Here is a 20,870-nt window from a genome sequence, read left to right as displayed (position 1 = left end):
CCTCCCGATATCAGAACGCCAACAGGCGGGTCAAAAGATGAATGACTGGCGCGAGGACAAACATATCGCTGTCGCCTGCCCATAGCGCGGTATCCGGGATCGTATTGTCGATAAAGCCGGTGACGCAGAAATACTGCCCCCAGGCGACCACGGTCGAGGTGATAAACCCCGCCAGCAGAGCGCCTTTATAGCCTCCGGTAATATTGCCGAAGACCCCCGCCGTACCAGCGTGAAAGAAAATCACAATCATACTGGGAATAAAAACGTAGCCGGTATAGCGGCCGATCAGGGTCAGCCACAGCAGCGAGCCGACAAAAGCGCCGACAAACCCCAGCACCACCGCGTTTGGCGCAAAGTTAAACAGTATCGGGCAGTCCAGCGCCGGTTTTGCGCCGGGCACCAGCCGCGATCCGATGCCGTTAAACGCCGGCACCATTTCGCCAATAAACATCCGTACGCCGAGCAGCACGACGGCAATGCCGCCGGTAAACATCAGCGATTGTTTGAGGGCATAGATGTAGAAGCTCAGGTCGCCGGATTGCGCCAGAATCTCCGCCGCTTTCGGCGTACCTTTAATCTGCAGAATAAAGGTGCCAATAAAGAACAGCAGCGCCATGGTCAACGCCGTCACCACGTTGGAGTCGCGCAGGAAACCCAACTTTTTAGGGACTTTGATATCTTCGGAGCTGATTTTGTTGCGGGCGAAAATCTGGCCAAAAATCGCCCCCAGCAGCGCGACGGAGGCGGAAGTATGCCCCAGCGCCACGTTGTCGTTGCCGGTGATTTTTCGCACCCAGGGCTGAACCAGCGCGGGCTGTAGGGTCCAGTAGAGCCCCATAATCACCGTTAGCATCAGCGTCAGCTGCACCGCTGAAATAGCGGGCTCGGTGTTCACCATCACCCCGGCAAAGATCATCGTCGTCCAGAACATCATATGTCCTGTCAGGTAGATGTATTTAAAGCGCGTCAGCCGGGCCAGCAGCAAATTGATGGCGAATCCGCCGGCAATGGCGATGGTCACGCTGCTTCCGTAGCGTTCGCTGAAGCGCGCCTGGCCGATAATATTGGTCAGGTTCATGGAGCTGAGACCGAAAACTTCGGTCCAGATCGGCTGAAATATCAGCAGCGCGGAGACGATAATCCCGGCCCCCGCGCCGATGATCAGAAAGCCCAGAATGCCTTTCAGGGTGCCGGACACAATGTCCGCCAGCGATTTCTTTTGCAGCACTAGCCCCAGCAGCACAATCAGGCCAATTAAGATCGACGCTTCACCAAATATATTGATGGTGATCCAGCGCAGCACGCCAAGAAACTCGCTCATGACGGCTCTCCTGCGGGCAGAATTTTCGCCTGGGTCAGCGCCGCGGTGATTTCGGCGTTATCGATATAGTTGTTCACCACCACCACCGGACAGGACAGATGCTTAAGGTTGTCCACCAGCTCCGCGTTGGTTATCACCACATCGGCGTTGGCCGAAGCGGCGGAAGAGACATCCATATGTTCCACGGAGGCCTGAATCCCGTGCTGTTTCAACACCGCCTCAACGTTCATTTTTAAAATCAGGCTGGAGCCCATACCTAAACCACAGACTGTCAGAATTTTCATCGCTATTCACTCCGTGTTCATCACGCTACAAACGCTGCGAGCCGCTGGCTAACAGCCGATAAAGTTGTTCTGGATCGTTCGAATGCATCAGGGTATGCAGGTTATTTTCATCGCTGAGTACGGTCACGATATGCTGGATAAGGTGGATATGGGCATCGCTGCTGGTTGCCGAAAGCCCCAGCACCACCTGCACCGGGTCGTTTTCCGCATGACCAAACGCCAGCGGTTCACGCAGCCTGACCGCGCTGATCTGCGCTTTCATCGCCCCCTGCTCCGGGCGGGCATGCGGCAGCGCCAGCCCGGGGGCAATGACAAAATAGGGGCCCAGCTCGCGGTAGCTATCGACCATTGCCTGGACGTATTGCGGGCTACAGGCTCCCGCGCAGCACAACGCGTTCCCCGCCTCGCGGATGGCCTCCTCAGGGGTAGCGGCCGGGCAGTCTACACGTATCGCCTGACGCTCAATCATCGGAGGCTCCTTGGGTTAAGTGATGACGGATAGAGGCAAGCGTGGTCGCCAGCGCCCGCTGGACGAACGCGCGCCCTTTCTCTTCGCTGGCGGCAGTTGGATCGCCCAGCACCGCATAGTCAGAAAACTCGGTCCAGGGTATCGGCTGATAGCGAAAATTGTTCGGGAAAGCCGGATAGTGCGCGCGGGCGTTGGTCATGGTGACGAACTCTGGCGCCAGCGCCAGCATCAGCGAGGTTTCGACCTCATCAGCATGCATATAGCCGGGGTAAGCCACCGCGGTGGTTTGCCGTCGTTTTACCTCCTCCTCCATCCCCGCCCAGCTATAGTTAAGCAAGGTAATACCCTGCTCTTTTAGCTGCCGGGAGGCCGCTTTCATCGCATCAAAATTGCCGTAATGCGCGTTAATCACCGCCGTGGTGGTGATACCGTAGCTGGCCATGTTTTCCGCCAGCGACACCAGCAGCGACGTCAGCCGTTCATGACCGATATCAATCGCGCCCGCGTGGCCGCGCAGGGACCAGACCTGGCTGTAGGAAACGACCGGCAGGCTCAGGGCGCACTCGCCCAGCTGCTCGTCAAGCAGCGCGCAAAACCGCTCGGCCAGCAGGTTATCGGTATCCAGCGGCAGGTGGTCGCCGTGCGGCTCGACGGCGCCTAGCGGCAATAAGGCGATCCGCGCCTTTTGTAACGCCCGCCGGGCCTCGCTTTCGTTTAAACGATGCAGCTTCATAACATCTCCTCAGGCAAAAGCGAGGTAATGCGCCGGGTTGTCGACGAAGAAATCATGCAGCAGCGCTTCGCCGTCAAACCCGGCTTCCCGGGCCTCGTCAATGAATCTTGGCCGCCAGTCGCTAAGGATAAATTTCAGTCCCAGCCCCCCTTTGCCGTAATGCGCGCTCATGGATTTACGGGCAAAATCGCCGCCGATTAAGATCTGCTTTTGATAACCGCGCTGGCAGAGCGCCAGGATGGCCTGGGTACGGATGTGCTCTGGGTGATATTTGATGCGGCTGATACCGTCGAAAGAGAGAAACGCCCCGGTGTTGGCGATCTGACGGTGCAGCCAGGGATCGGGGTTACGATCCATATGAGCAAAACATAAGCGGGAGAGATCCAGCCCCCATTTTTTAAAGAGCTGCGCCTGCTCGAGTCCCATCGTCCCCATTTCCGTATGGCTGTGCATCGGCGCCCCGGTGCGCTGCTGGGCGCGAACGATAACCTCCATGGTTTTTTGTTCCAGAGGGGAAATGGCGTTATAGCCGGTACCGCACTTCACCACGCCGGCCCGATGTTCGGTGCCCTCTATCCCCTCAGTGACCTCGCGACAGACATGTTCAACCAGTTCATCAACGTCTGAATGTGCAATCCACTCGGCGAAAGTCTGCGCGGAGCCCGGCCGCTTGCTGCTCCACAGAAAGCCTTTGTTAAAACCCGCAGTGGCGATAATGTGCAGCTGCTGGCGCTGCGCCATGGCGGCGACGGCTGCGGCCTGACGGCCATAATCCGGCGCGGTGGCGTCGTAGATGGCGTTACCACCCGCCCGGCGGAAGTCGCTTAATTCACGCTCTGAAGCCTGCGGATCGTCGAGTAACAGATCGTCATCCTGACGCTCGGCCCAATAGGGCGGAATACAGTAGATATGGTCATGGCTGTAGGTGACGCCCAGCTGATTAGCGGAAATATCCCCGTTTAACGTTCGAATGATGCCCATGTTTCTTGCTCCCCGGAACGGATAAGAAGGTGCTTTCAACATAGGCGCGCCCCACTTGACCAGTCAAGTGATCAAGTTCGCATCAGTCATATAAAATTTCTATCTGTGAGGTAGGTCGACATTAACATTTATGTGACGTTGTCACATAAATGGATTCGGGATAAAAAAACCGTTACTCATGGAAAAACATACGTATCCCGGGTGAGGTGATTAAATTTATGTTAATTAAATTCAATGGGATACACACTCACCAAGCCAATGCATTCCTGACTAATAATTCATAGCTTTGATTAAAATGTTTAATTGAATGAATCGATAAAGAGAGTATTGTTAAAAACAATGATGAGCGGAGATAAATAAATGTTACGTGATTTTTTGAAGGTAGAAAAAGAGGATCGTCTGGTCGAACAACAGGACGCCAGCAGCGGTAAAGCGAATTCAACGGACGTCACCGAATGGATTATTGTGAATAAAAATGGTGATAAAAAAGGCCGGGTGGCGTTATTCAATCAATTTACCACCCGCCGTTCCTATTGCGTGAATTACCGCATCACCCAGTTTGATAATAGCGGCAAAGTGGTTGTCGACCGGCTGGCGGAATCAATCTGATCCCGGGGAACGTTATCACGCCGGCGTCCCGCGCCTTTAGCCCGGCCCGTCGCTGGCGGCGGCCAGCAGCGGCACAATCACATCGCTTAACGGCGTGGGGATATGGTGAATACGGCCATATCGCTGAACGACCCCGTTGCGAATATCCCACTCCAGCGGCAGCCCGGCCTCGCGATCCGTCAGTATTGAAGTGCTTAAATCCGGAGGCGCACGGTGAAAACCGGCGAGAATTTCCTGCGGCACGCCGTCGTCCAGGCTGGCGCCTGCGGCGCGCGCCACCGTCAGCCCCTCCTGCAAATAGGCTAAAGCAAGCGCCGTGATATCGTCGCGGGCAAACATCCCTGCCCGCCTCCCCGCCAGCACCATCAGACCGGCGACCGCATTCTGCAGCAGTTTACGCCACGCAACGGAGAGAAAATCCGCGCTGATATCCACTTCACAGCGCGTGTCCCGTAGCGCGTGTCGCACCCGCTCGGCCCCCTCAACATCCGGCAGCGTCAGGCGCGGTTTCGCCCGCAGCCAGACTGACGCTTCAGGCTCACGCTGCGCGGGGAACCAGACGACCGATGGCAGCACGGCCGCTTCCGCCACGTACGGCGCGAACAGCGTTTTTTGTTCAACGCCGTTTTGGAGCACGCAGACTACCGTTCGATCGTGACACAGCGCTTGCAGCCACGGTGCAATAGCCGCAATTTGTGTCGCTTTTACCGCCACAAATACCAGGTCGTACGGCGCGGCGACCGATGCCGGTTCCGTCAAGACCGGCCCCGGCACCACAATATTTCCACCATCAAAACGCAACGAAAGCTGCGGGTGCGCACGGCGGCCGCATACCAGAGGCGTACGGCCAACCTCGTGCAGCGCCGCGGCGATGGTGGTACCAATTGCGCCCGGACCGATCAGCGCAACGGTGGGTTCTTCAACTGTCATCTATGCCTCCAGGCCGCTTCCGGCCCCTGAGATTTCATTAGTACGTAACATAAACGCGACTTCGTTCGCATTACCATTTTATTCATATGGGTAATCTGAATGTGTGTGTCAGCGTACACACTTTTCACCATCAACAAGGAAGGTACATGTTTCCAGAATACAGAGAGCTGATTTCTCGATTGAAAACCACGCATCCGCGCTTTCAGTCGCTATTCGAAAAACATAATGCACTCGATCACGACATTTCCCGCATAGAAGGAGTCGATGGCAAAGGATACAGTCTCGAGCTTGTACAGATGAAGAAAGAAAAACTTATGTTGAAGGACGAAATGCTCAAAATCCTCCAGCATGAAAGCCTGATGTAAACGAGAAGGCCGCCGGATGGCGGCCTTCTTATAGCACCAGGCTACGAGCGAATAAACGCCAGCAGATCGGCGTTAATCACATCGGCGTGCGAGGTATGCATACCGTGCGGAAAGCCGGGATAAATTTTTAGCTGGCTGTTCGGCAGCAGCTTATCCTGCAGTATCGCGGCGTTTTGATAAGGCACAACCTGATCATCATCGCCCTGCATCACCAGCACCGGCAGCGTAATGGCTTTTAAATCTTCGGTCTGGTCGGTTTCCGAAAACGCCTTAATCCCCTCATAGTGCGCTTTTGCGCTACCGGTCATGCCCTGCCGCCACCAGTTCTGAATTGTGCCCTGGGACACCTCCGCGCCTTCACGGTTAAAGCCGTAGAACGGCCCGGACGCCACGTCGAGATAAAACTGCGAGCGGTTGGCGGCCAGCGCTTTGCGAAAACCATCGAAGACCTCGATTGGCGTACCGCCCGGATTGTTTTCCGTTTTTACCATCAATGGCGGAACCGCGCTGATCAGCACCGCTTTGGCCACGCGCCCCTGCGGCTGACCATACTGCGCAACGTAGCGCGCAACCTGCCCACCGCCGGTAGAATGCCCGATATGCACGGCATTATGCAGATCCAGATGCTCCGCCACCGCTGAGGCATCGGCGGCATAATGATCCATATCGTGACCGTCACTCACCTGATCTGAACGACCATGACCGCGTCGGTCAATCGCAATAACCCGGAACCCTTCTGCCAGGAAAAACAGCATCTGGTTATCCCAATCATCGGCACTTAAAGGCCAGCCATGATGAAATACGATCGGCTGCGCCTCCTTCGGGCCCCAGTCTTTAAAGAAGATATTGACGCCGTCTTTGGTTGTCACAAATGCCATGTTACAAACTCCTCTCGTGAGAAAACAAGGCTGCGGGCCTGACGCCTGCAGTGGGTCGGGTCTTAAGGCGGGATGCTACGTCTGGACGATAGCGTCTCGTTAGGTGTGAAAATGACCTGGCTGGAAAAGTGTAGATGATTTTTGCCGATACTGAGCGTTCGCTTTGTATCCGATAAATGGGCTGTAAACAGCCCATTTAAGCATGCAGGAAGGAAAATTTAACGCAGGACGAACTTAATAACGCCGGATGGTTACCGTTTCGGTTCCCGCCTGGTCGAGCGCGGCGAGGCCCTCCTCTATCCGCCCGAGGCTTATCAGCCCGGGGGAGTGGCGAAAATCCTCGCGAAAAATGGCCAGATTGCCCCACGGCGCGTAATAGGCGATGTCGCCGCGCCGTGGGGTCATTGAGGCGCCAGAATCCGCGCGGCGCAGTTTCGTCGGCAGCCAGGCGATTTTTTCCGTGGAACCATAATCCTCGAGCTTCACCGTCATCGGCAGCTGCGCCAGGAACTCATTAGCCGCTGCGCTCTCATCCAGCGAGCCGACAACCGTGGCGCCATTGAACTCAAACTGAATCTTCACCGCGTTCTCCCGCCCGGCGGCAAATGCCGCCCCCGTCGTAGCAATAAAAATCAATAACGTGGCGCTAAGAGAGTTGAACATCCGCTCACCCTGCCAGGCCACGAGCGCGCAGGACTTCACTCACCACCGCTACCGCCGAAAAGGCATTTGGCCAGCCGGCATAGAAAGCAGCATGCGCAACGATCTCCCCCGCCTCTTGCGCGGTGAGGCCGTTATCCATCGCCCGGTTAAGGTGGTAGCCAATTTGCGCGCTTTGCCCGGCGGCAATCAACGCGCTGACCGTGACCAGGCTGCGGTCGCGCGGCTTCAGCCCCGGTCGCTGCCACAGGTCAAGAAACAGCGGTTGAGTCGTAAACTTCACCAGTCCAGGGGAAATCGCGCCGAAGTTCTGTTCTACGGTTGTTGAACGCTGGTTCTCCGCCGCCTGATTAAGAGGGAGCAGCTCCGGGGAGGCAGCAGCCAGCTGCTCGCGGCCAATGCCGCGCGCGACAAAAATATCTTTCGTCACCGCAACGGCGGCCATCGCGTTGGGCCAGCCGGAATAAAAAGCCAGATGCGTGACGATCTCTGAGATTTCAGCCGCCGTGACGTCGTTATCCAGAGCAACTTCAACGTTATGTTTTAGCTCCGCCGGCTGATTACGGGCGATAAGAATCGCCACGGTCACGATGCTGCGGTCGCGACGCGAGAGTTCTGTTCTCTGCCAGAGATCCCCTATCAGCACCTCGCTGCAGAAACGGGCAAGCGCCGGCGCGACAGATTGAATATCCTCAGCGGACAATACGGATGGACTACGTGGAGCCATTTTTTCACCTCTTTTTTCTTCTGCCAGGGCTGGCGCGCCCAGCATTAACGACATTGCAGCTACGGCAATAAAAGCTTTCATCCTGAACACCTTTCCGACACGTTAATTCTTCAGCCTTTCCACCAGTTGACGCTGGTATTCAGGCAGTTGATCGCGGCTGGCGCGCTGAAAAACCAGCGGAGGCAGCCAGGTCATTCCCGCATGCAGCGCGCTGGCCTTCATTGGCGTAAAGATGTCGGCCAGGCTGACGCCCGTTCGCCCGGTCTCGCCGTATGTCGCGTCACCGCCTGCGGCCGTCGTGACAATCAGCATCTCTTTGCCCTGCCATACTCCCGGCCCTACGCTGCCCCAGGTATCGTTCAACCAGGCCTTCATCATCGGAGTGATGTTGAACCAGTGGGTCGGGAAGATAAAAACGATGCGCGAGTGTTCCCGCATGAGCCGTCGCTCTTCATCGGCATTGATATTTCGGGTGTCAAAACCGTAAAGCGCCTCGAGATTGCGTACGGTCACGCCGGGTACGCTTTGCGCTGCGGCCTCAAGACCTTTGGTCATGACAGATTGCTCGGGATACGGATGAGAGACGATAACCAGCGTGTTAGCCTCTGCGGCGCGGCTGGTAGAGGTAAAGCTAAACAGAAATGCGGTGACGGCCAAAAGCCAGAACAGACCGGGAATACAGCGGTGCGAATAGTTCATCAAGCTCTCCTTCTCTTTTGCCACAGGGTAAGGCGCGGAATAAGAAGGAGCCAGCCCTCGCTATCGAATGGGGCTGTGAGTTATTTTCATCAATCGGGCTACAGACCGAGCGGCTTCATTTCCCGCACAAGGGAGATTAACAGGCGCAGCCCGGTGGGAACCTGATGACGGCTGGAGTAATAGATATAGAATCCCGGTCCGTATGAGGCCCAGTCGGTCAGCACCAGACGCAGGCTCCCTGCGCTGACGTGCTCTGCTATCAGCGGTTCCGGCAGGTACATCAGGCCAAACCCCTGCAGAATGGCCACCACGCCCGTCTCGGCCAGATCGACCGTTAACAGCGGCGGTACTTTGACGGTGAGCTGCTCTTCGCCACGTTCAAACTCCCATTTATAAATGCGGTTGTTTCCCAGACGATTGCTGACGCAGCGGTGCTGTTGAAGATCGTGAGGATGCCGGGGCTCGCCAAAGCGGGCAAGATATTCCGGGGATGCGGCGACCACCCAGCGCACATCGGCGGACAGCCGCTGCGCCACCATATCTTCAGGCACGGTTCCGCCATAGCGGATCCCTGCGTCAAACCGCGCTTCCGTTACATCAACAATGCGGTTGCTGGCTACGATATCCAGCTCAATATCGGGGTAACGTTCAGCAAAAGCAGGCAGGACCGGGGCCAGCAGCAGCGTGGCCGCCTCAACGGCGACGTTGAGCCGAATATGTCCCGCAGGCGAGTCGCGAAACTGGTTGAGCTGTTCAATCGCGCCATCTATGGCGGCCACCGGCTCGCTCACCGCGCTGGCCAGACTCTCGCCTGCCGCCGTCAGGGTTACGCTTTTGGTCGTACGGTTCAGCAGACGCACGCCCAGCCGCGCCTCAAATCCCTTGATCGCGTGGCTCAGCGTCGATGCGCTCACCCCAAGTTCAACGGCAGCTTTACTAAAACTCTGATGGCGGGCTATGGCGAAAAAATAGACAAGATCGGCCATGTCGGCACGGGTTATATTCATACGGTCTCGCTAACTGGATAGACTTTAAGCTGAAAAAACAACGTTACTTTGATGTGATGGCGTAAAGCAATCTGGCGCGTTACGCCTGCCCTGGCCGGAAAAACGGCAACGATTCATTCTGCGTGTCAATTATTATGTCGTTGACATTGATCTACAGAACTAGTTTACTGGTACAAAATAAATTCCTGGGTAGTGAACAATGCAACACGTAAACAATATGAATTTGCACGGCTGGTGGCGTACTTCCCGATAACGGGCAGTATCGCTACGTCTGCAGTTTGCACACCGATACCCGGCCCGCCAAAGCGCGGGCTTTTTTTCGTCCAGATTTTACGCTTACGGTACATCTACCGTAGAAAAAGCAGCCAGGAGTCGCTGCGCAGTACCTGATTTCACTTCACGTGCAGCGTCCTCTCCGGAATCAATAGACCCCGAATCATCAGGCACTGCGCATACAACAAGGAGCAATAATGAATACCTTACTCAACCCCTACTTTGGCGAATTCGGCGGTACGTACGTTCCGCAGATCCTCGTCCCCGCACTACGCCAGTTAGAAGAGGCGTTTGTTAGCGCCCGCGAGGATTCGCGCTTTCAGGCTGAATTAACCCGGCTGCTGAAAAACTATGCCGGTCGTCCGACGGCGCTGACCCGATGCCGTAATCTAACACAGGGTACCCGCACAACCCTGTATCTCAAACGTGAAGATCTGCTGCACGGCGGCGCGCATAAAACTAATCAAGTGCTTGGCCAGGCGCTGCTGGCAAAGCGTATGGGTAAAACCGAGATTATTGCCGAGACCGGCGCCGGTCAGCACGGCGTGGCCTCGGCTCTGGCCAGCGCGCTGCTGGGCCTGAAATGCCGCATCTACATGGGGGCGAAAGATATTGAACGTCAGTCGCCGAACGTCTTTCGTATGCGCCTGATGGGGGCGGAGGTGATCCCGGTGCACAGCGGCTCATCCACTCTGAAAGATGCCTCGAATGAAGCGCTACGCGACTGGTCCGGAAGCTATGAGACCGCCCACTTTATGCTGGGCACCGCCGCTGGCCCGCATCCTTTCCCGACTATCGTACGCGAATTTCAACGCATTATTGGCGAAGAGACCAAAGCGCAGATCCTCGAAAAAGAGGGTCGCCTGCCGGATGCGGTTATCGCCTGCGTTGGTGGAGGTTCCAACGCCATCGGCATGTTCGCTGACTTTATCGATACGCCCCAGGTCGGGCTGATTGGCGTTGAACCCGCTGGCCTGGGGATTGAGACTGGGGAGCACGGCGCGCCGTTGAAACACGGACGTACCGGCATCTATTTCGGTATGAAAACGCCTCTGATGCAAACCGATGACGGCCAGATCAAAGAGTCCTGCTCCATTTCCGCCGGCCTCGATTTCCCGGCCGTCGGGCCGCAGCATGCCCATCTGAACGTATTGGCCGCGCAGAATACGTTTCGGTCACCGACGATGAAGCGCTGGCGGCATTTAAAATCCTGAGCCGCGCGGAAGGCATTATTCCGGCGCTTGAGTCATCCCACGCCCTCGCGCACGCCTTAAGAATGATGCGCGACAATCCGCATAAAGAGCAGCTGCTGGTGGTGAATCTCTCCGGCCGCGGCGATAAGGACATCTTTACCGTGCACGACATTCTGCAAGCGCGAGGAGAAATGTGATGAAACGCTATAACGATATGTTTTCGCAACTGCAAACTCGGGGAGAAGGCGCGTTCATTCCCTTCGTGATGCTCGGCGACCCGAATCCGGAGCTGTCGCTGCAGATTATCGATGCGCTGATCGAGGGCGGAGCCGATGCGCTGGAGCTGGGGATACCGTTCTCCGATCCGCTGGCCGACGGCCCGACAATACAAAACGCCGCCCTGCGCGCGTTTGCAGCCAACGTCACCCCTGCGCGCTGCTTCGACATGCTGGCCACCATTCGCGCCAGGTATCCGGCGCTGCCCATCGGTCTGCTAATGTACGCAAACCTGGTGTATAACCGGGGAATCGAGACGTTTTATGCCGCTTGCGCCCGTGCTGGCGTCGATTCTGTACTGGTAGCAGACGTCCCGTTCGGAGAGTCGGTACCGTTCCGCGAGGCTGCGATGCACCATAATATTGCGCCCGTTTTTATCTGCCCGCCGAACGCTGACGATGAGCTGCTGCGACACATTGCCGCTCACGGCCGCGGCTACACCTACCTGCTGTCTCGCGCGGGCGTAACCGGCGCGGAAAACCGCGCCGCGCTGCCGCTGGAGCATCTGGTCTCTAAGCTTGGTGACTATCAGGCGCCACCGGCGATTCAGGGGTTTGGTATTTCAACCCCGGAACAGGTGGCGGATGCCATGAAAGCGGGAGCCTCCGGGGCTATTTCCGGCTCAGCAATCGTGAAAATCATCGAACAACATAAGGACGATCGGGAGGCGTTACTCAGTCGGCTGAAGGCTTTCGCCCGCAGCCTGAAAGCAGCCACCGTCAGGCTAACATAGCGCGGGGTTAATGCGGCAAAATGCCGGTGATGATTAATATCAATCACCGGCAATATCGCCTGACCGCTGAGGAATGAGCAGGGTATGGCGTAAAAAGCGAGCTTGCTGCTCTGACCTAAGTGCTGCAAAATTTAGCCAGGTTTCCCGGATACCATCATTCGGCCATCTGGCAATCCTCTTTTATCCGACCGAGGCGCATTTATGTTACCTGATTGCGATAAAGCCATCGTCCTGCTGCATGAAATCTACGGCATCAACGCGCATATTCAGCGATCCGCCGCGACCTGGCGCAGCCGCGGCTTCGATGCGTACACGCCAGCGCTTTTCCCTCACTCTGCGCCGTTCGCCTATGAGCAGCAGGAGCAGGCCTGGCGCCACTTTTCCGATAACGTCGGATTTGATACCGCCGCCATCGTGTCGCTGCTGGCCGAGCTAAGAGCGAAATACGGCACGCTAATCCTTATCGGCTACAGCGTGGGCGCCACCTTAGCCTGGCTGGCCGCCAGAAGCGGACTCTGCGACGGTGCGGTTTGCCACTACGGTTCACGGATCCGCCAGTACTGCGATGCGGCGCCTCCGTGCCCAACGCAGGTGATTCTCGCCCGCCATGAGCCGGCGTTCGATCCCCGCGCCCTGCAAAACGAGCTGGAGAAATATCCCTCCGTGGCCTGCCGGATGTTCAATGCGCAGCACGGCTTTTGCGATGCCGACAGTCCGGCGTGGGATGCGCGCCTTGCGCAGCAGGCGGACGAAGACACGCTGCGGTTTTTAACGCTTATTCAGCAAAGACAGGAGGCCTGATGCATCAGATATTTCAATGGATTAACGAACCCGCGACATGGTCAGAAGAGGACGGCGAACTGCGCGTCGTCACCGATGCGCAAACCGACTTCTGGCGCGAAACCTGGTACGGGTTTGAGCGTTTTTCCGGGCATATCTACGCCACGGAAGCCGCGGGGGACTTCACCTTTCAGGTAAGGGTGCGAGCAGATTTCAGTACGCTGTATGACCAGGCAGGGATCATGTTAATGCAGGACGCCAGGCGCTGGATTAAGGCCGGTATCGAGTACAACGACGGCGCGCCCGCTATCGGTAGCGTACTGACGCAGGGAACATCAGACTGGGCAACCGGTATTTTCCCGGGCGACCCCGGTGAGTTCTGGCTGCGTCTGACCCGCCGCGGAGAAGCGCTGCGCCTGCAGTATTCAACGGATGGCCAACTGTGGCCGCTGCTGCGGCTGTGCCCTTTTCCGGGCGGCGCGGCGAAGGTCGGCATCATGTGCTGCACGCCGCAGCGCAGCGGCCTGCGGGTTACTTTCGACCAGATATCACTGCTGCCGCCGAATGATAAAGATTTGCACGATCTGAGCTGAGCAGTCGGCTCGCGCGCGGGCAAAATCGCTGAAGAATCGCGACGGAGGTATGATTTCTGGCTCCTCGGGCTGCCCGTGCTCGCGCCTTGCTGCTAGATTGGCAGCAGCAACCTTCAGGCGAAAAATGAGGAGGAGTCATGTTTTCCTACATCATGCTCGGCACTAACGATCTGCCGCGCGCGATTCGTTTTTACGACCCGTTGATGGAGATGCTGGGGCAGCCCCGGAGCGGCCGCAGCGAGCAAGGCGCATCGTGGGGGACATTCAGCGGAAACCGCACCATCGGGCTGTGCGTTGGCAAACCGTTCAACCAGCAACAGGCAACAGCGGGCAACGGCGCTATGGTGGCCCTGAACGCACGTTCGGTTGAGCATATTCAGCAGTTGCATCAGCTGGCGCTACGCCTGGGAGGAAGTGATGAAGGCGCCCCAGGACACCGCCCGCAGTACGGTGAAGGTTTCCACAGCGCCTACGTCAGAGATCCGGACGGCAACAAGCTGGCGTTTGTTTATTACGCAAACACAGACTAAGCCCCACGCCGGAAAGTTAAGGCAGGGTTAGCGCATGGCGAAACCCTGCGCATCTCTCAATATCGCGACGGATGCTCTCAGCCAGATGATTCGATTTCGGCAAATGGCCATGCAAATCGCGGCCTTGTCTGCATCAGCCTTCCGTAAACATTCCCGACCTGAACGTCTCCCTCATGGCTTCGATCTCTTGCTGGCGGGCCGCCTTTAAGGCAGACAGCATATTGCAGGTAAAATCCACAAAGCCAACGCCGTTGGCAGTCACCAGGTTACCGTCGCGAACAGAAGGCACGTTTCTGTACCGCGCGGCGCCGCTGTAGGCTGACCCCGCCCGGCTCTGCAGGTAGGCCAGCCCGTTCGAGGTGTGGTCGACATCATTGAGAAAGCCATGCGCGCCAAGAAAGGCCGAAGCGTCGCATATCGCGCCTACCACAATCTGCCGGGCCTGCGCTTGTTCTACCAAAGGTACAACCCGCCGGGCCTCCTCTCCCCACCAGTTCATTCCGCCCACCAGCACCAGCGCGGCGTAATCATCGGGTATCGTCTCGAAGGTATAATCCGGCAGGCAGCGCACCCCGCCAATTGACCTCACCGGCCCCTCATCGGCAGCCACGGTTCTGACTTCGTATCGCGGTTCCCATACGCCAAACCCGCGGCGCAGCCCCGGTGCCAGCAGCGCGAACTCCCAGTCGGCGTACTCCTGGATGAGGACAAACAGCACTTCTTTACGCGTATCCATAGACATCGCACTCTCCTTTTATTAACAGAATTTGCCGTCGCAGCATCCGGGGTACCGATGGACACTATCGCCGTACTGCCGCCAAAAACTGTATAAATTCACAGTATAAAAGGCAAGGCTATTTTGCCCCTTGCGGCAACCCGAATCGATTTTTGCGAGTCAGCTCCCCGGATAGAAAACTATCCGGGGCAATGGCTATCGTCTCCCGCGCGCTGAGCCCGCGTTTAATGAAATAGGCCTGCGCGCCAGGAGAACCTCCCTCGTGATGTACAGCGTATATCCCTCCGGCCGCAGCCTGGGCGCCCGCAGTTCTTTCAGCGTAATACCGACGATATCTCCCGATTGAAGACGTTGACGGATCGCGCTACCGCTAAGCCGCAGCGCTCGTCTCAGGACCGACAGCAGGCTGGTCTGAAAGGCGCGCGTGACTCTGACATCCACCCTCACCTGAGAAGCGCGAACAAGGTTGATGCGCCAGCGTTCCTGAACCACAAAGTCAGGCGTACCCGATAGCGCCGCGCGATTACGCCGCAGAACGACCGGATCGTGAGAGTAAGCCTCGACGGCAGATTTATCGTTAGCGATAAGTCGCGCGTAGAGCTGCGGATTGATTTTGCTGACGGGCAAACGCGAGAACAGGCTGATGTTCCAGGTATACGCGCAGCGCACGCACTTATAGATACTCCAGACATCGAGCACTTTTTTTTGCGAGTTGACCCGGAAGGCGCCGGACGGGGTGAAATCCTGCTGCCCATGACAGGCGGGGCAGCGCTTGCTAATCAGCTGATAGCCGACTGGCCTGACGTTCCATGTAATTTTCATGGTGAACCTTTTTTTAACCCATACAAAAGCGGATCCGTCGAAAACGGACCGTGATTTTTGCGATGTGAAAAATATTTAGAGAATACTTTTCAGTGGGTTAAAAAAAGATTTCCAACGCGACGACCCTGTCTGACCGTGAATGAATGCGTTCAAGAGTAGCAAAGCGGCAAGCGGGCTAAATATGCATTAAATCAATAAATACATAGAAATCATTCACAAACGACGTTGTTTACCTTCTGTTCACAAAACGAGAAGCGGCTCACTGATCAAACAAACCTAAACGTTTATGTTTAGTCTCATAAACGTTTAGGTCAAGGAAATAGCCGTCTGTATCGCGGGTAATTTCATAAATGCAGAGAGCGAAATATGCGTAAAGCAACGATGCGGGATGTAAGTGAAGCGACGGGATTTTCTATGTTTACCGTTTCACGCGCGCTAAACGGTGGCGATGGCGTTGCTGACGACAGCCGGGAGCTGATTTTAAAAGTGGCGCGAGAACTCGGCTACGTACCTAACCGCGCGGCCCAGGCGCTACGCCGCTCAAGCAGAGACTCGGTGGCGGTGATTACCGCCCATGCCTCGAACTCTTACTACCTCAACCTGATGTCCGGTATTCAGCAGATGCTGCAGCCGTCGCAGTGGACCGTAGTGCTTGGCGATATCGCGGTCAACGGTACCTACGACCGCGCGCAGGAAGATCGCATGATTAACCGCCTGATCGAGTCGCGAATGGCCGGGATCATTTCGACGGTGACGCTTCAGCCGGAAAGCCTGAGCCTGCTGGCGAAATGGGATATTCCGGTCGTCTTCGTTGACTCACCTCCCCGCGGCGAGCACAACTTTCCCAGCGTCACGACCGACAATTATCAGGCCAGCCTGCTGGTGGGGAACCATCTGGCGCAGCACGGCTATAAAAGCTGGCTGCTCCTCATCTACCCGGACCGCTGGACCACGCGTTTTGAACGCGAGCGCGGTATTCGCGAGGCCGCAGAGCGCTGCGGCGCAACGCTTGAAGTTGTCGAAACGGAGAACGACGCGCAGTCGGCTGCGGACACCCTGAGCCGATACCTGGACCGCCAGACATCGCTGCCGGACGCGCTTATTGCCGGTAACAACCCTATTCTGCTGGGTTCACTTAAACAGCTTCAGCAGCGCCAGATAGCCATCCCCAACGATATGGCGCTTATCGCCTACGATGAATTCGACTGGGCGCCGCTATTAAATCCGCCGCTAACGGTGCTCAATGAAAACAGCGAAGAGATTGGCAGGCAGTCGGCTGAAATGCTTATCCAGTTAATTAATCCGGAAGGAAAAGGAGAAATTAATACCCAGCGTAAAGTTCCCGCCGAACTGGTTATTCGCCAGTCCTGCGGCTGTAGAAAATGAATAACTATTAAAAAGATTGCTGACAACGTACCGCCCGGACGGCATTGCCCGGCGGCGCTTCCCCTGCACGGGCCGACAGAAACGGCGCTTGCGGTTTTCGTCGGCCGGGTAAGGCGCCACCCGACAAAAAAGCGGGCTACGGCGTGCTATACGCGCTCATCATTTTAGCGATGTAAATAACGGCTGAATTTCAGTCGCTACCGAAAAACAACATCAGGGGATTATTTCTGAGGCTTCCCCACACCTGGCCGTACCTTATACCACACGATAATGAAAGGAGCAGAATATGACCAAACTTCGCAAAGCATGGCTGGCTGTCGCGGTTAGCGCGGTAATCACCACCATGACAGGGTTTATTCCCGCAGCCAGCGCCGCGCCGCAGGATGGCAAAAAAATCTCCCGCATCGGCTTAATGGTGCAGGACATGTCCAACCCCTTCTTCTCGGCAATGGAAAGGAACGCTAAGCAGGCCGCGGCGCAAATCGGCGCAACCCTTAACGTACAGGATGCGCAGGTCGATCTGGCAAACCAGAACACGCAGATTGACGCGTTTATTCAGCAGAAAGTGGATCTCATTATTATTTCCGCCGTCGATGAGTCCGGGATCGAGCCGGCCATTCAGCGGGCAAAAGCCGCCGGAATTATCGTTATCGCGGTCGATACGCCCGCGAAAGGCGCAGACGCGGCGATCATGACCAACGCCATCCAGGCCGGGGAAACCTCCTGCGAATACCTGTTCAGCCAGATGGGCGGCAAAGGCAAAGTGCTGCTGGTGGATGGCACGCCGATTCAGACCATTATCGACCGCATCAAAGGCTGTAAAAACGTCGCGCAAAAATACCCGGATATCAAAATCGTCGGCCAGCAGGCATCGCGCAACGACCGCGCTTCCGGCCTGATGGTGACCACCGACATGCTCACGGCCAATCCGGACGTCGCCGGTATTTTCGGCATGAACGATCCTTCCGCGCTCGGTGCGGTACTGGCCGTTGAACAGGCGGGCAAAGCGGGCGCGATCAAAGTTACCGGCGTCGACGGTAGCCCGGAAGCGGTTGAAGAACTTAAGCGCAGCGGCTCGCCGTTTATCGGTACCGCAACGCAAAATCCGGGCGAAATGGTGCGCCAGGCCATCACGCTTGCTCAGGATATGGTCGACGGCAAACCGATCGCCTCCCATACCGTCCTGATCCCCAGCGTACTGGTCACCCGCGATAACGTCGACAGCTATCCGGGCTGGTAATCACTTCGTCACTTTAAGAGGCAAAAACGGGATGACGCTCAGGTTCATCCCGGAGGGCAAAGACAATGGCCGATACAACATCACCTCCCTTGCTCAGGCTGGAAGGGATTTCAAAACGCTACGGCGCGACCCTGGCGCTGAACAACGTACGCTTTGATTTATTCGCCGGAGAGGTCCATGCCCTGATGGGGGAAAACGGCGCGGGCAAATCCACGCTGATGAAGATCCTCTCCGGTAACGAGCAGCGCGATAGCGGCGTTATTTTTATCGACGGGCAGGAGATTGATATTCGCACGCCCAGGGATGCCCGCAAATATGGCATCGCCATTATCCACCAGGAGCTGAATACGGTTCCCGATATGACGGTGGCGGAAAACCTGTTTCTCGGCCAGGAACCGACCGCTTTCGCCGGTATTCTCGATCGCAAACGGATGCACCGGGAGGCCAGAGAGAAGCTGGATCGGATTAACGCGGACATCGACCCGCAGGCGCCGCTCGGCTCGTTGAGTATCGGGCGTCAGCAAATGGTCGAGATCGCCCGCGCCGTCAGTGAAAACGCCAAAGTGCTGGTGCTTGATGAGCCGACCGCCGCCCTGTCGCGGGCGGAGACTCTCCAGCTATACCGGCTGATCGAGCAGATGCGTCAGGATGGCGTCGGGATGGTCTATATCTCGCACCGCATGGAAGAGGTATGGCAGCTGGCAAACCGGGTCACGGTCTTCAGGGACGGCACGTGGATCGGCACGGAAATCCTCGGCAACGTCTCAACCACCGATATCGTCCGCATGATGGTCGGCCGGCAAATCGTCGATCTTTATCAGCACGAGCCGCGTACGCCCGGCAAGGTACTGCTGGAAGTCAGGGACCTGGCAGGCAGTGCGACCGGCCCGGTCTCCTTTGAGGTCAACGCGGGCGAAGTGGTCAGCATGTCCGGTCTGGTGGGCTCCGGGCGAACCGAAGTCGCTCGCCTGCTCTTCGGCGCCGACCCGCGCACCCGGGGAAGCGTGCGCATTGACGGCCGGACGAGCAATCCGGTAGACCCCACCGCCGCTATCGCCGACGGTATCGGGATGGTGACCGAAGACCGCAAAACTCAGGGACTGTTTCTGGGGCATTCGGTTGAGCACAACATTGATATCAGCTCGCTGGATAACTTTGTCGCCGGCGGCGTGGTGAAACGCAAGACGATTCGCGCCGCCGTCCTTGAGCAGATGCGCAGGCTGCGGCTGCGGGAAAATGCGGTTGAACTGCCCGTCAGCGCCCTGTCCGGCGGAAACCAGCAGAAAGCGGCGCTGGCGCGCTGGCTTCTGCGCGATTCGAGGCTGCTTATTCTCGATGAACCGACCCGCGGCGTGGATATCGGCGCCAAAAGGGAAATCTACGAACTGATCGACAAGCTCGCCCGCGCCGGGAAAGCCATTCTGGTGATCTCCTCCGATTTACCGGAGGCCATCGGCATTAGCGACCGCGTGCTGGTCATGCGCGGCGGGCGAATCGTTCATCAGTTACCCTCGTTTTCAGCCACGGAAGAAGAAGTGATGCTGCACGCAACAGGAACCTTTACCAGTCAATCCGGAGAATGCCATGGACAACAATAAACCTGTGACGGAACTGCCGGTCAAAGCGCCGTTTGATTTTGCGAAATGGTGGGATCGGGTGGGGATCTTAATCGTTCTGCTGGTGCTGCTGATCCTGATGTCCACCTTCGCGCCAAACTTTAACCGCGTCGATAATCTGCTGAATATCGCCCGCTCGATTTCCGTCAACGCTATTCTGGCGGCGGGCATGACCTTCGTCATTTTAACCAGCGGCATTGATTTATCCGTCGGGTCAATCGTCGCCGTTTCCGGTGTAGTCTCAGTGGTCGCGGCGATGGCCGGGCTCCCTGCGCCGCTGGCGATTCTGGCCGGCGTTGGCGTGGGCGCACTGTGCGGTCTGCTTAACGGCGTGCTCACCGCCTATCTCGCTCTCGCGCCCTTTATCGTCACTCTCGGCACGATGACCTTCCTGCGCGGTATGGCCTACACCATTACCGAAGGGCAGCCTATTGTGTCGAGCAGCCTGAGCTTCCGCGAGCTGGGAAATGGCTATTTTGCCGGTATCCCCGTGCCGGTCATTATTATGCTGATTGTTTATCTGCTGGCGTGGTTCATTCTTGAGCGCACACGGTTCGGCCGTCATATCTATGCCGTCGGCGGCAACGCCCAGGCCGCGCGCCTGGCCGGCGTACGGGTCAAACGCGTGCTGGCGGCGGTCTACATGATTGCCGGCGTCTGCGCGGGTCTGGCGGGAATTATCTTCGCCGCCAGGGTGATTTCCGCCCAGCCCACGGCGGGTACGGGATATGAGCTGGACGCCATTGCGGCGGTGGTGCTGGGAGGCACCAGCCTCGCCGGTGGACGCGGGCGGATTATCGGCACCCTGATTGGGTCGATTATTCTTGGCGTACTCAGCACCGGCCTGATTCTGCTGAGCGTGCCCTTTTTCACCCAGCTATTGATTAAAGGCATCGTCATCATTCTTGCCGTGGCGATTGACGGGCTGAAGCAGCATCCGGAGCTGTTTACCTTCTGGCGGAAAAAAGAGATCGCCCGTACCCGCTAGCTTTCCCTGACGCTTTGTTTATCCGCCGCGCTGGCGGCGGG

Annotated in this window: 23 protein-coding genes, 1 pseudogene and 1 other annotated feature; of the genes and pseudogenes, 11 read left to right on the top strand and 13 right to left on the bottom strand. The window is 57.1% G+C overall.

Annotation, left to right across the window (positions count from 1 at the left end; genetic code table 11):
- Positions 1–10 precede the first annotated feature (10 nt).
- From MKleb_RS13160 to MKleb_RS13140, 5 genes are read right to left on the bottom strand one after another with little or no spacing between them, the layout of a single operon-like run.
- Positions 11–1,321 carry a PTS ascorbate transporter subunit IIC gene (locus MKleb_RS13160; protein ID WP_004851013.1) on the bottom strand — a complete coding sequence of 437 codons (1,311 nt, stop codon included), beginning with the start codon at positions 1,319–1,321 and terminating at the stop codon, positions 11–13.
- Positions 1,318–1,605, bottom strand: coding sequence for a PTS sugar transporter subunit IIB (locus MKleb_RS13155; protein WP_004851015.1), 288 nt, complete (start codon positions 1,603–1,605; stop codon positions 1,318–1,320). Before MKleb_RS13155 ends, MKleb_RS13160 begins: the two co-directional genes overlap by 4 nt.
- Positions 1,606–1,630: 25 nt before the next feature.
- On the bottom strand, positions 1,631–2,074 hold the full coding sequence (locus MKleb_RS13150; RefSeq protein ID WP_025106290.1) for a PTS sugar transporter subunit IIA: 444 nt from the start codon (positions 2,072–2,074) through the stop codon (positions 1,631–1,633).
- Complete coding sequence (locus MKleb_RS13145) at positions 2,067–2,807, bottom strand: creatininase family protein (RefSeq protein WP_025106289.1); 741 nt, start codon at positions 2,805–2,807, stop codon at positions 2,067–2,069. Before MKleb_RS13145 ends, MKleb_RS13150 begins: the two co-directional genes overlap by 8 nt.
- Positions 2,808–2,816: 9 nt before the next feature.
- Positions 2,817–3,788 carry a phosphotriesterase family protein gene (locus MKleb_RS13140; protein ID WP_025106288.1) on the bottom strand — a complete coding sequence of 324 codons (972 nt, stop codon included), beginning with the start codon at positions 3,786–3,788 and terminating at the stop codon, positions 2,817–2,819.
- A gap of 360 nt (positions 3,789–4,148) precedes the next feature.
- Here MKleb_RS13140 and MKleb_RS13135 point away from each other — a divergent pair, with 360 nt between their 5' ends.
- Positions 4,149–4,397 carry a hypothetical protein gene (locus MKleb_RS13135; RefSeq protein ID WP_004120166.1) on the top strand — a complete coding sequence of 83 codons (249 nt, stop codon included), beginning with the start codon at positions 4,149–4,151 and terminating at the stop codon, positions 4,395–4,397.
- A 36-nt stretch (positions 4,398–4,433) separates the two neighbouring features.
- Here the strand turns inward: MKleb_RS13135 and MKleb_RS13130 are convergent, their stop codons facing one another.
- Positions 4,434–5,327 (bottom strand): oxidoreductase, encoded by an 894-nt coding sequence (locus MKleb_RS13130; RefSeq protein ID WP_025106287.1) that lies wholly within the window; start codon positions 5,325–5,327, stop codon positions 4,434–4,436.
- A gap of 146 nt (positions 5,328–5,473) precedes the next feature.
- On the opposite strand from MKleb_RS13130, the gene MKleb_RS13125 reads away from it, so the two are divergent.
- A complete protein-coding gene (locus MKleb_RS13125) occupies positions 5,474–5,692 on the top strand; it encodes a YdcH family protein (protein WP_004102179.1) in 219 nt (72 codons plus the stop codon).
- A 41-nt stretch (positions 5,693–5,733) separates the two neighbouring features.
- Here the strand turns inward: MKleb_RS13125 and MKleb_RS13120 are convergent, their stop codons facing one another.
- The 5 genes from MKleb_RS13120 to MKleb_RS13100 form a co-directional block, all read right to left on the bottom strand.
- Positions 5,734–6,570 carry an alpha/beta fold hydrolase gene (locus tag MKleb_RS13120; protein ID WP_025106286.1) on the bottom strand — a complete coding sequence of 279 codons (837 nt, stop codon included), beginning with the start codon at positions 6,568–6,570 and terminating at the stop codon, positions 5,734–5,736.
- Positions 6,571–6,804: 234 nt separating this feature from the next.
- Entirely contained in the window at positions 6,805–7,233 is a 429-nt protein-coding gene (locus tag MKleb_RS13115; RefSeq protein WP_025106285.1) for a cyclophilin-like fold protein, read from the bottom strand.
- 4 nt (positions 7,234–7,237) lie between these two features.
- On the bottom strand, positions 7,238–8,038 hold the full coding sequence (locus MKleb_RS13110) for a carboxymuconolactone decarboxylase family protein (protein WP_025106284.1): 801 nt from the start codon (positions 8,036–8,038) through the stop codon (positions 7,238–7,240).
- A gap of 21 nt (positions 8,039–8,059) precedes the next feature.
- A complete protein-coding gene (locus MKleb_RS13105) occupies positions 8,060–8,656 on the bottom strand; it encodes an NAD(P)H-dependent oxidoreductase (protein ID WP_025106283.1) in 597 nt (198 codons plus the stop codon).
- Between the two features lie 98 nt (positions 8,657–8,754).
- Positions 8,755–9,663, bottom strand: a complete 909-nt coding sequence (locus tag MKleb_RS13100; RefSeq protein ID WP_025106282.1) for a LysR family transcriptional regulator — start codon at positions 9,661–9,663, stop codon at positions 8,755–8,757.
- A gap of 226 nt (positions 9,664–9,889) precedes the next feature.
- Positions 9,890–9,984 (top strand) — a sequence feature (Trp leader region).
- A 149-nt stretch (positions 9,985–10,133) separates the two neighbouring features.
- On the opposite strand from MKleb_RS13100, the pseudogene trpB reads away from it, so the two are divergent.
- The 5 genes and pseudogenes from trpB (at position 10,134) to MKleb_RS13075 (ending at position 14,041) form a co-directional block, all read left to right on the top strand.
- Positions 10,134–11,326 (top strand): annotated as a pseudogene (gene trpB, locus MKleb_RS13095) (tryptophan synthase subunit beta).
- A complete protein-coding gene (gene trpA, locus MKleb_RS13090; RefSeq protein ID WP_217076727.1) occupies positions 11,326–12,138 on the top strand; it encodes a tryptophan synthase subunit alpha in 813 nt (270 codons plus the stop codon). Before trpB ends, trpA begins: the two are co-directional and overlap by 1 nt.
- A 201-nt stretch (positions 12,139–12,339) precedes the next feature.
- Positions 12,340–12,939, top strand: coding sequence for a dienelactone hydrolase family protein (locus MKleb_RS13085; protein ID WP_025106279.1), 600 nt, complete (start codon positions 12,340–12,342; stop codon positions 12,937–12,939).
- On the top strand, positions 12,939–13,511 hold the full coding sequence (locus MKleb_RS13080) for a DUF1349 domain-containing protein (protein ID WP_004851043.1): 573 nt from the start codon (positions 12,939–12,941) through the stop codon (positions 13,509–13,511). The genes MKleb_RS13085 and MKleb_RS13080 overlap by 1 nt, the downstream gene beginning before the upstream one ends.
- A gap of 137 nt (positions 13,512–13,648) precedes the next feature.
- Positions 13,649–14,041 carry a VOC family protein gene (locus tag MKleb_RS13075; protein ID WP_025106278.1) on the top strand — a complete coding sequence of 131 codons (393 nt, stop codon included), beginning with the start codon at positions 13,649–13,651 and terminating at the stop codon, positions 14,039–14,041.
- Positions 14,042–14,174: 133 nt separating this feature from the next.
- On the opposite strand, the gene MKleb_RS13070 is transcribed toward MKleb_RS13075, so the two are convergent.
- Together MKleb_RS13070 and MKleb_RS13065 are read right to left on the bottom strand one after the other, a co-directional pair.
- The gene (locus MKleb_RS13070) at positions 14,175–14,783 is read right to left on the bottom strand and encodes a DJ-1/PfpI family protein (protein WP_025106277.1); all 609 of its coding nucleotides are present in this window, start codon (positions 14,781–14,783) and stop codon (positions 14,175–14,177) included.
- A gap of 189 nt (positions 14,784–14,972) precedes the next feature.
- Positions 14,973–15,599, bottom strand: coding sequence for a DUF1062 domain-containing protein (locus tag MKleb_RS13065; protein WP_014229435.1), 627 nt, complete (start codon positions 15,597–15,599; stop codon positions 14,973–14,975).
- A 366-nt stretch (positions 15,600–15,965) separates the two neighbouring features.
- On the opposite strand from MKleb_RS13065, the gene MKleb_RS13060 reads away from it, so the two are divergent.
- From MKleb_RS13060 to MKleb_RS13045, 4 genes are all read left to right on the top strand, one after another.
- The gene (locus tag MKleb_RS13060) at positions 15,966–16,985 is read left to right on the top strand and encodes a LacI family DNA-binding transcriptional regulator (RefSeq protein ID WP_025106276.1); all 1,020 of its coding nucleotides are present in this window, start codon (positions 15,966–15,968) and stop codon (positions 16,983–16,985) included.
- Between the two features lie 286 nt (positions 16,986–17,271).
- Positions 17,272–18,225, top strand: coding sequence for an ABC transporter substrate-binding protein (locus tag MKleb_RS13055; protein ID WP_014229437.1), 954 nt, complete (start codon positions 17,272–17,274; stop codon positions 18,223–18,225).
- A 65-nt stretch (positions 18,226–18,290) separates the two neighbouring features.
- A complete protein-coding gene (locus MKleb_RS13050) occupies positions 18,291–19,823 on the top strand; it encodes a sugar ABC transporter ATP-binding protein (RefSeq protein WP_025106275.1) in 1,533 nt (510 codons plus the stop codon).
- The gene (locus MKleb_RS13045) at positions 19,810–20,829 is read left to right on the top strand and encodes an ABC transporter permease subunit (RefSeq protein WP_025106274.1); all 1,020 of its coding nucleotides are present in this window, start codon (positions 19,810–19,812) and stop codon (positions 20,827–20,829) included. Before MKleb_RS13050 ends, MKleb_RS13045 begins: the two co-directional genes overlap by 14 nt.
- Positions 20,830–20,870 lie beyond the last annotated feature (41 nt).

It is taken from the genome of Klebsiella sp. PL-2018 (assembly GCF_019048985.1).
In the GTDB taxonomy this organism is placed as follows: Bacteria; Pseudomonadota; Gammaproteobacteria; order Enterobacterales; family Enterobacteriaceae; genus Klebsiella; species Klebsiella michiganensis.
This window is presented reverse-complemented; position numbering and strand designations above follow the sequence as displayed.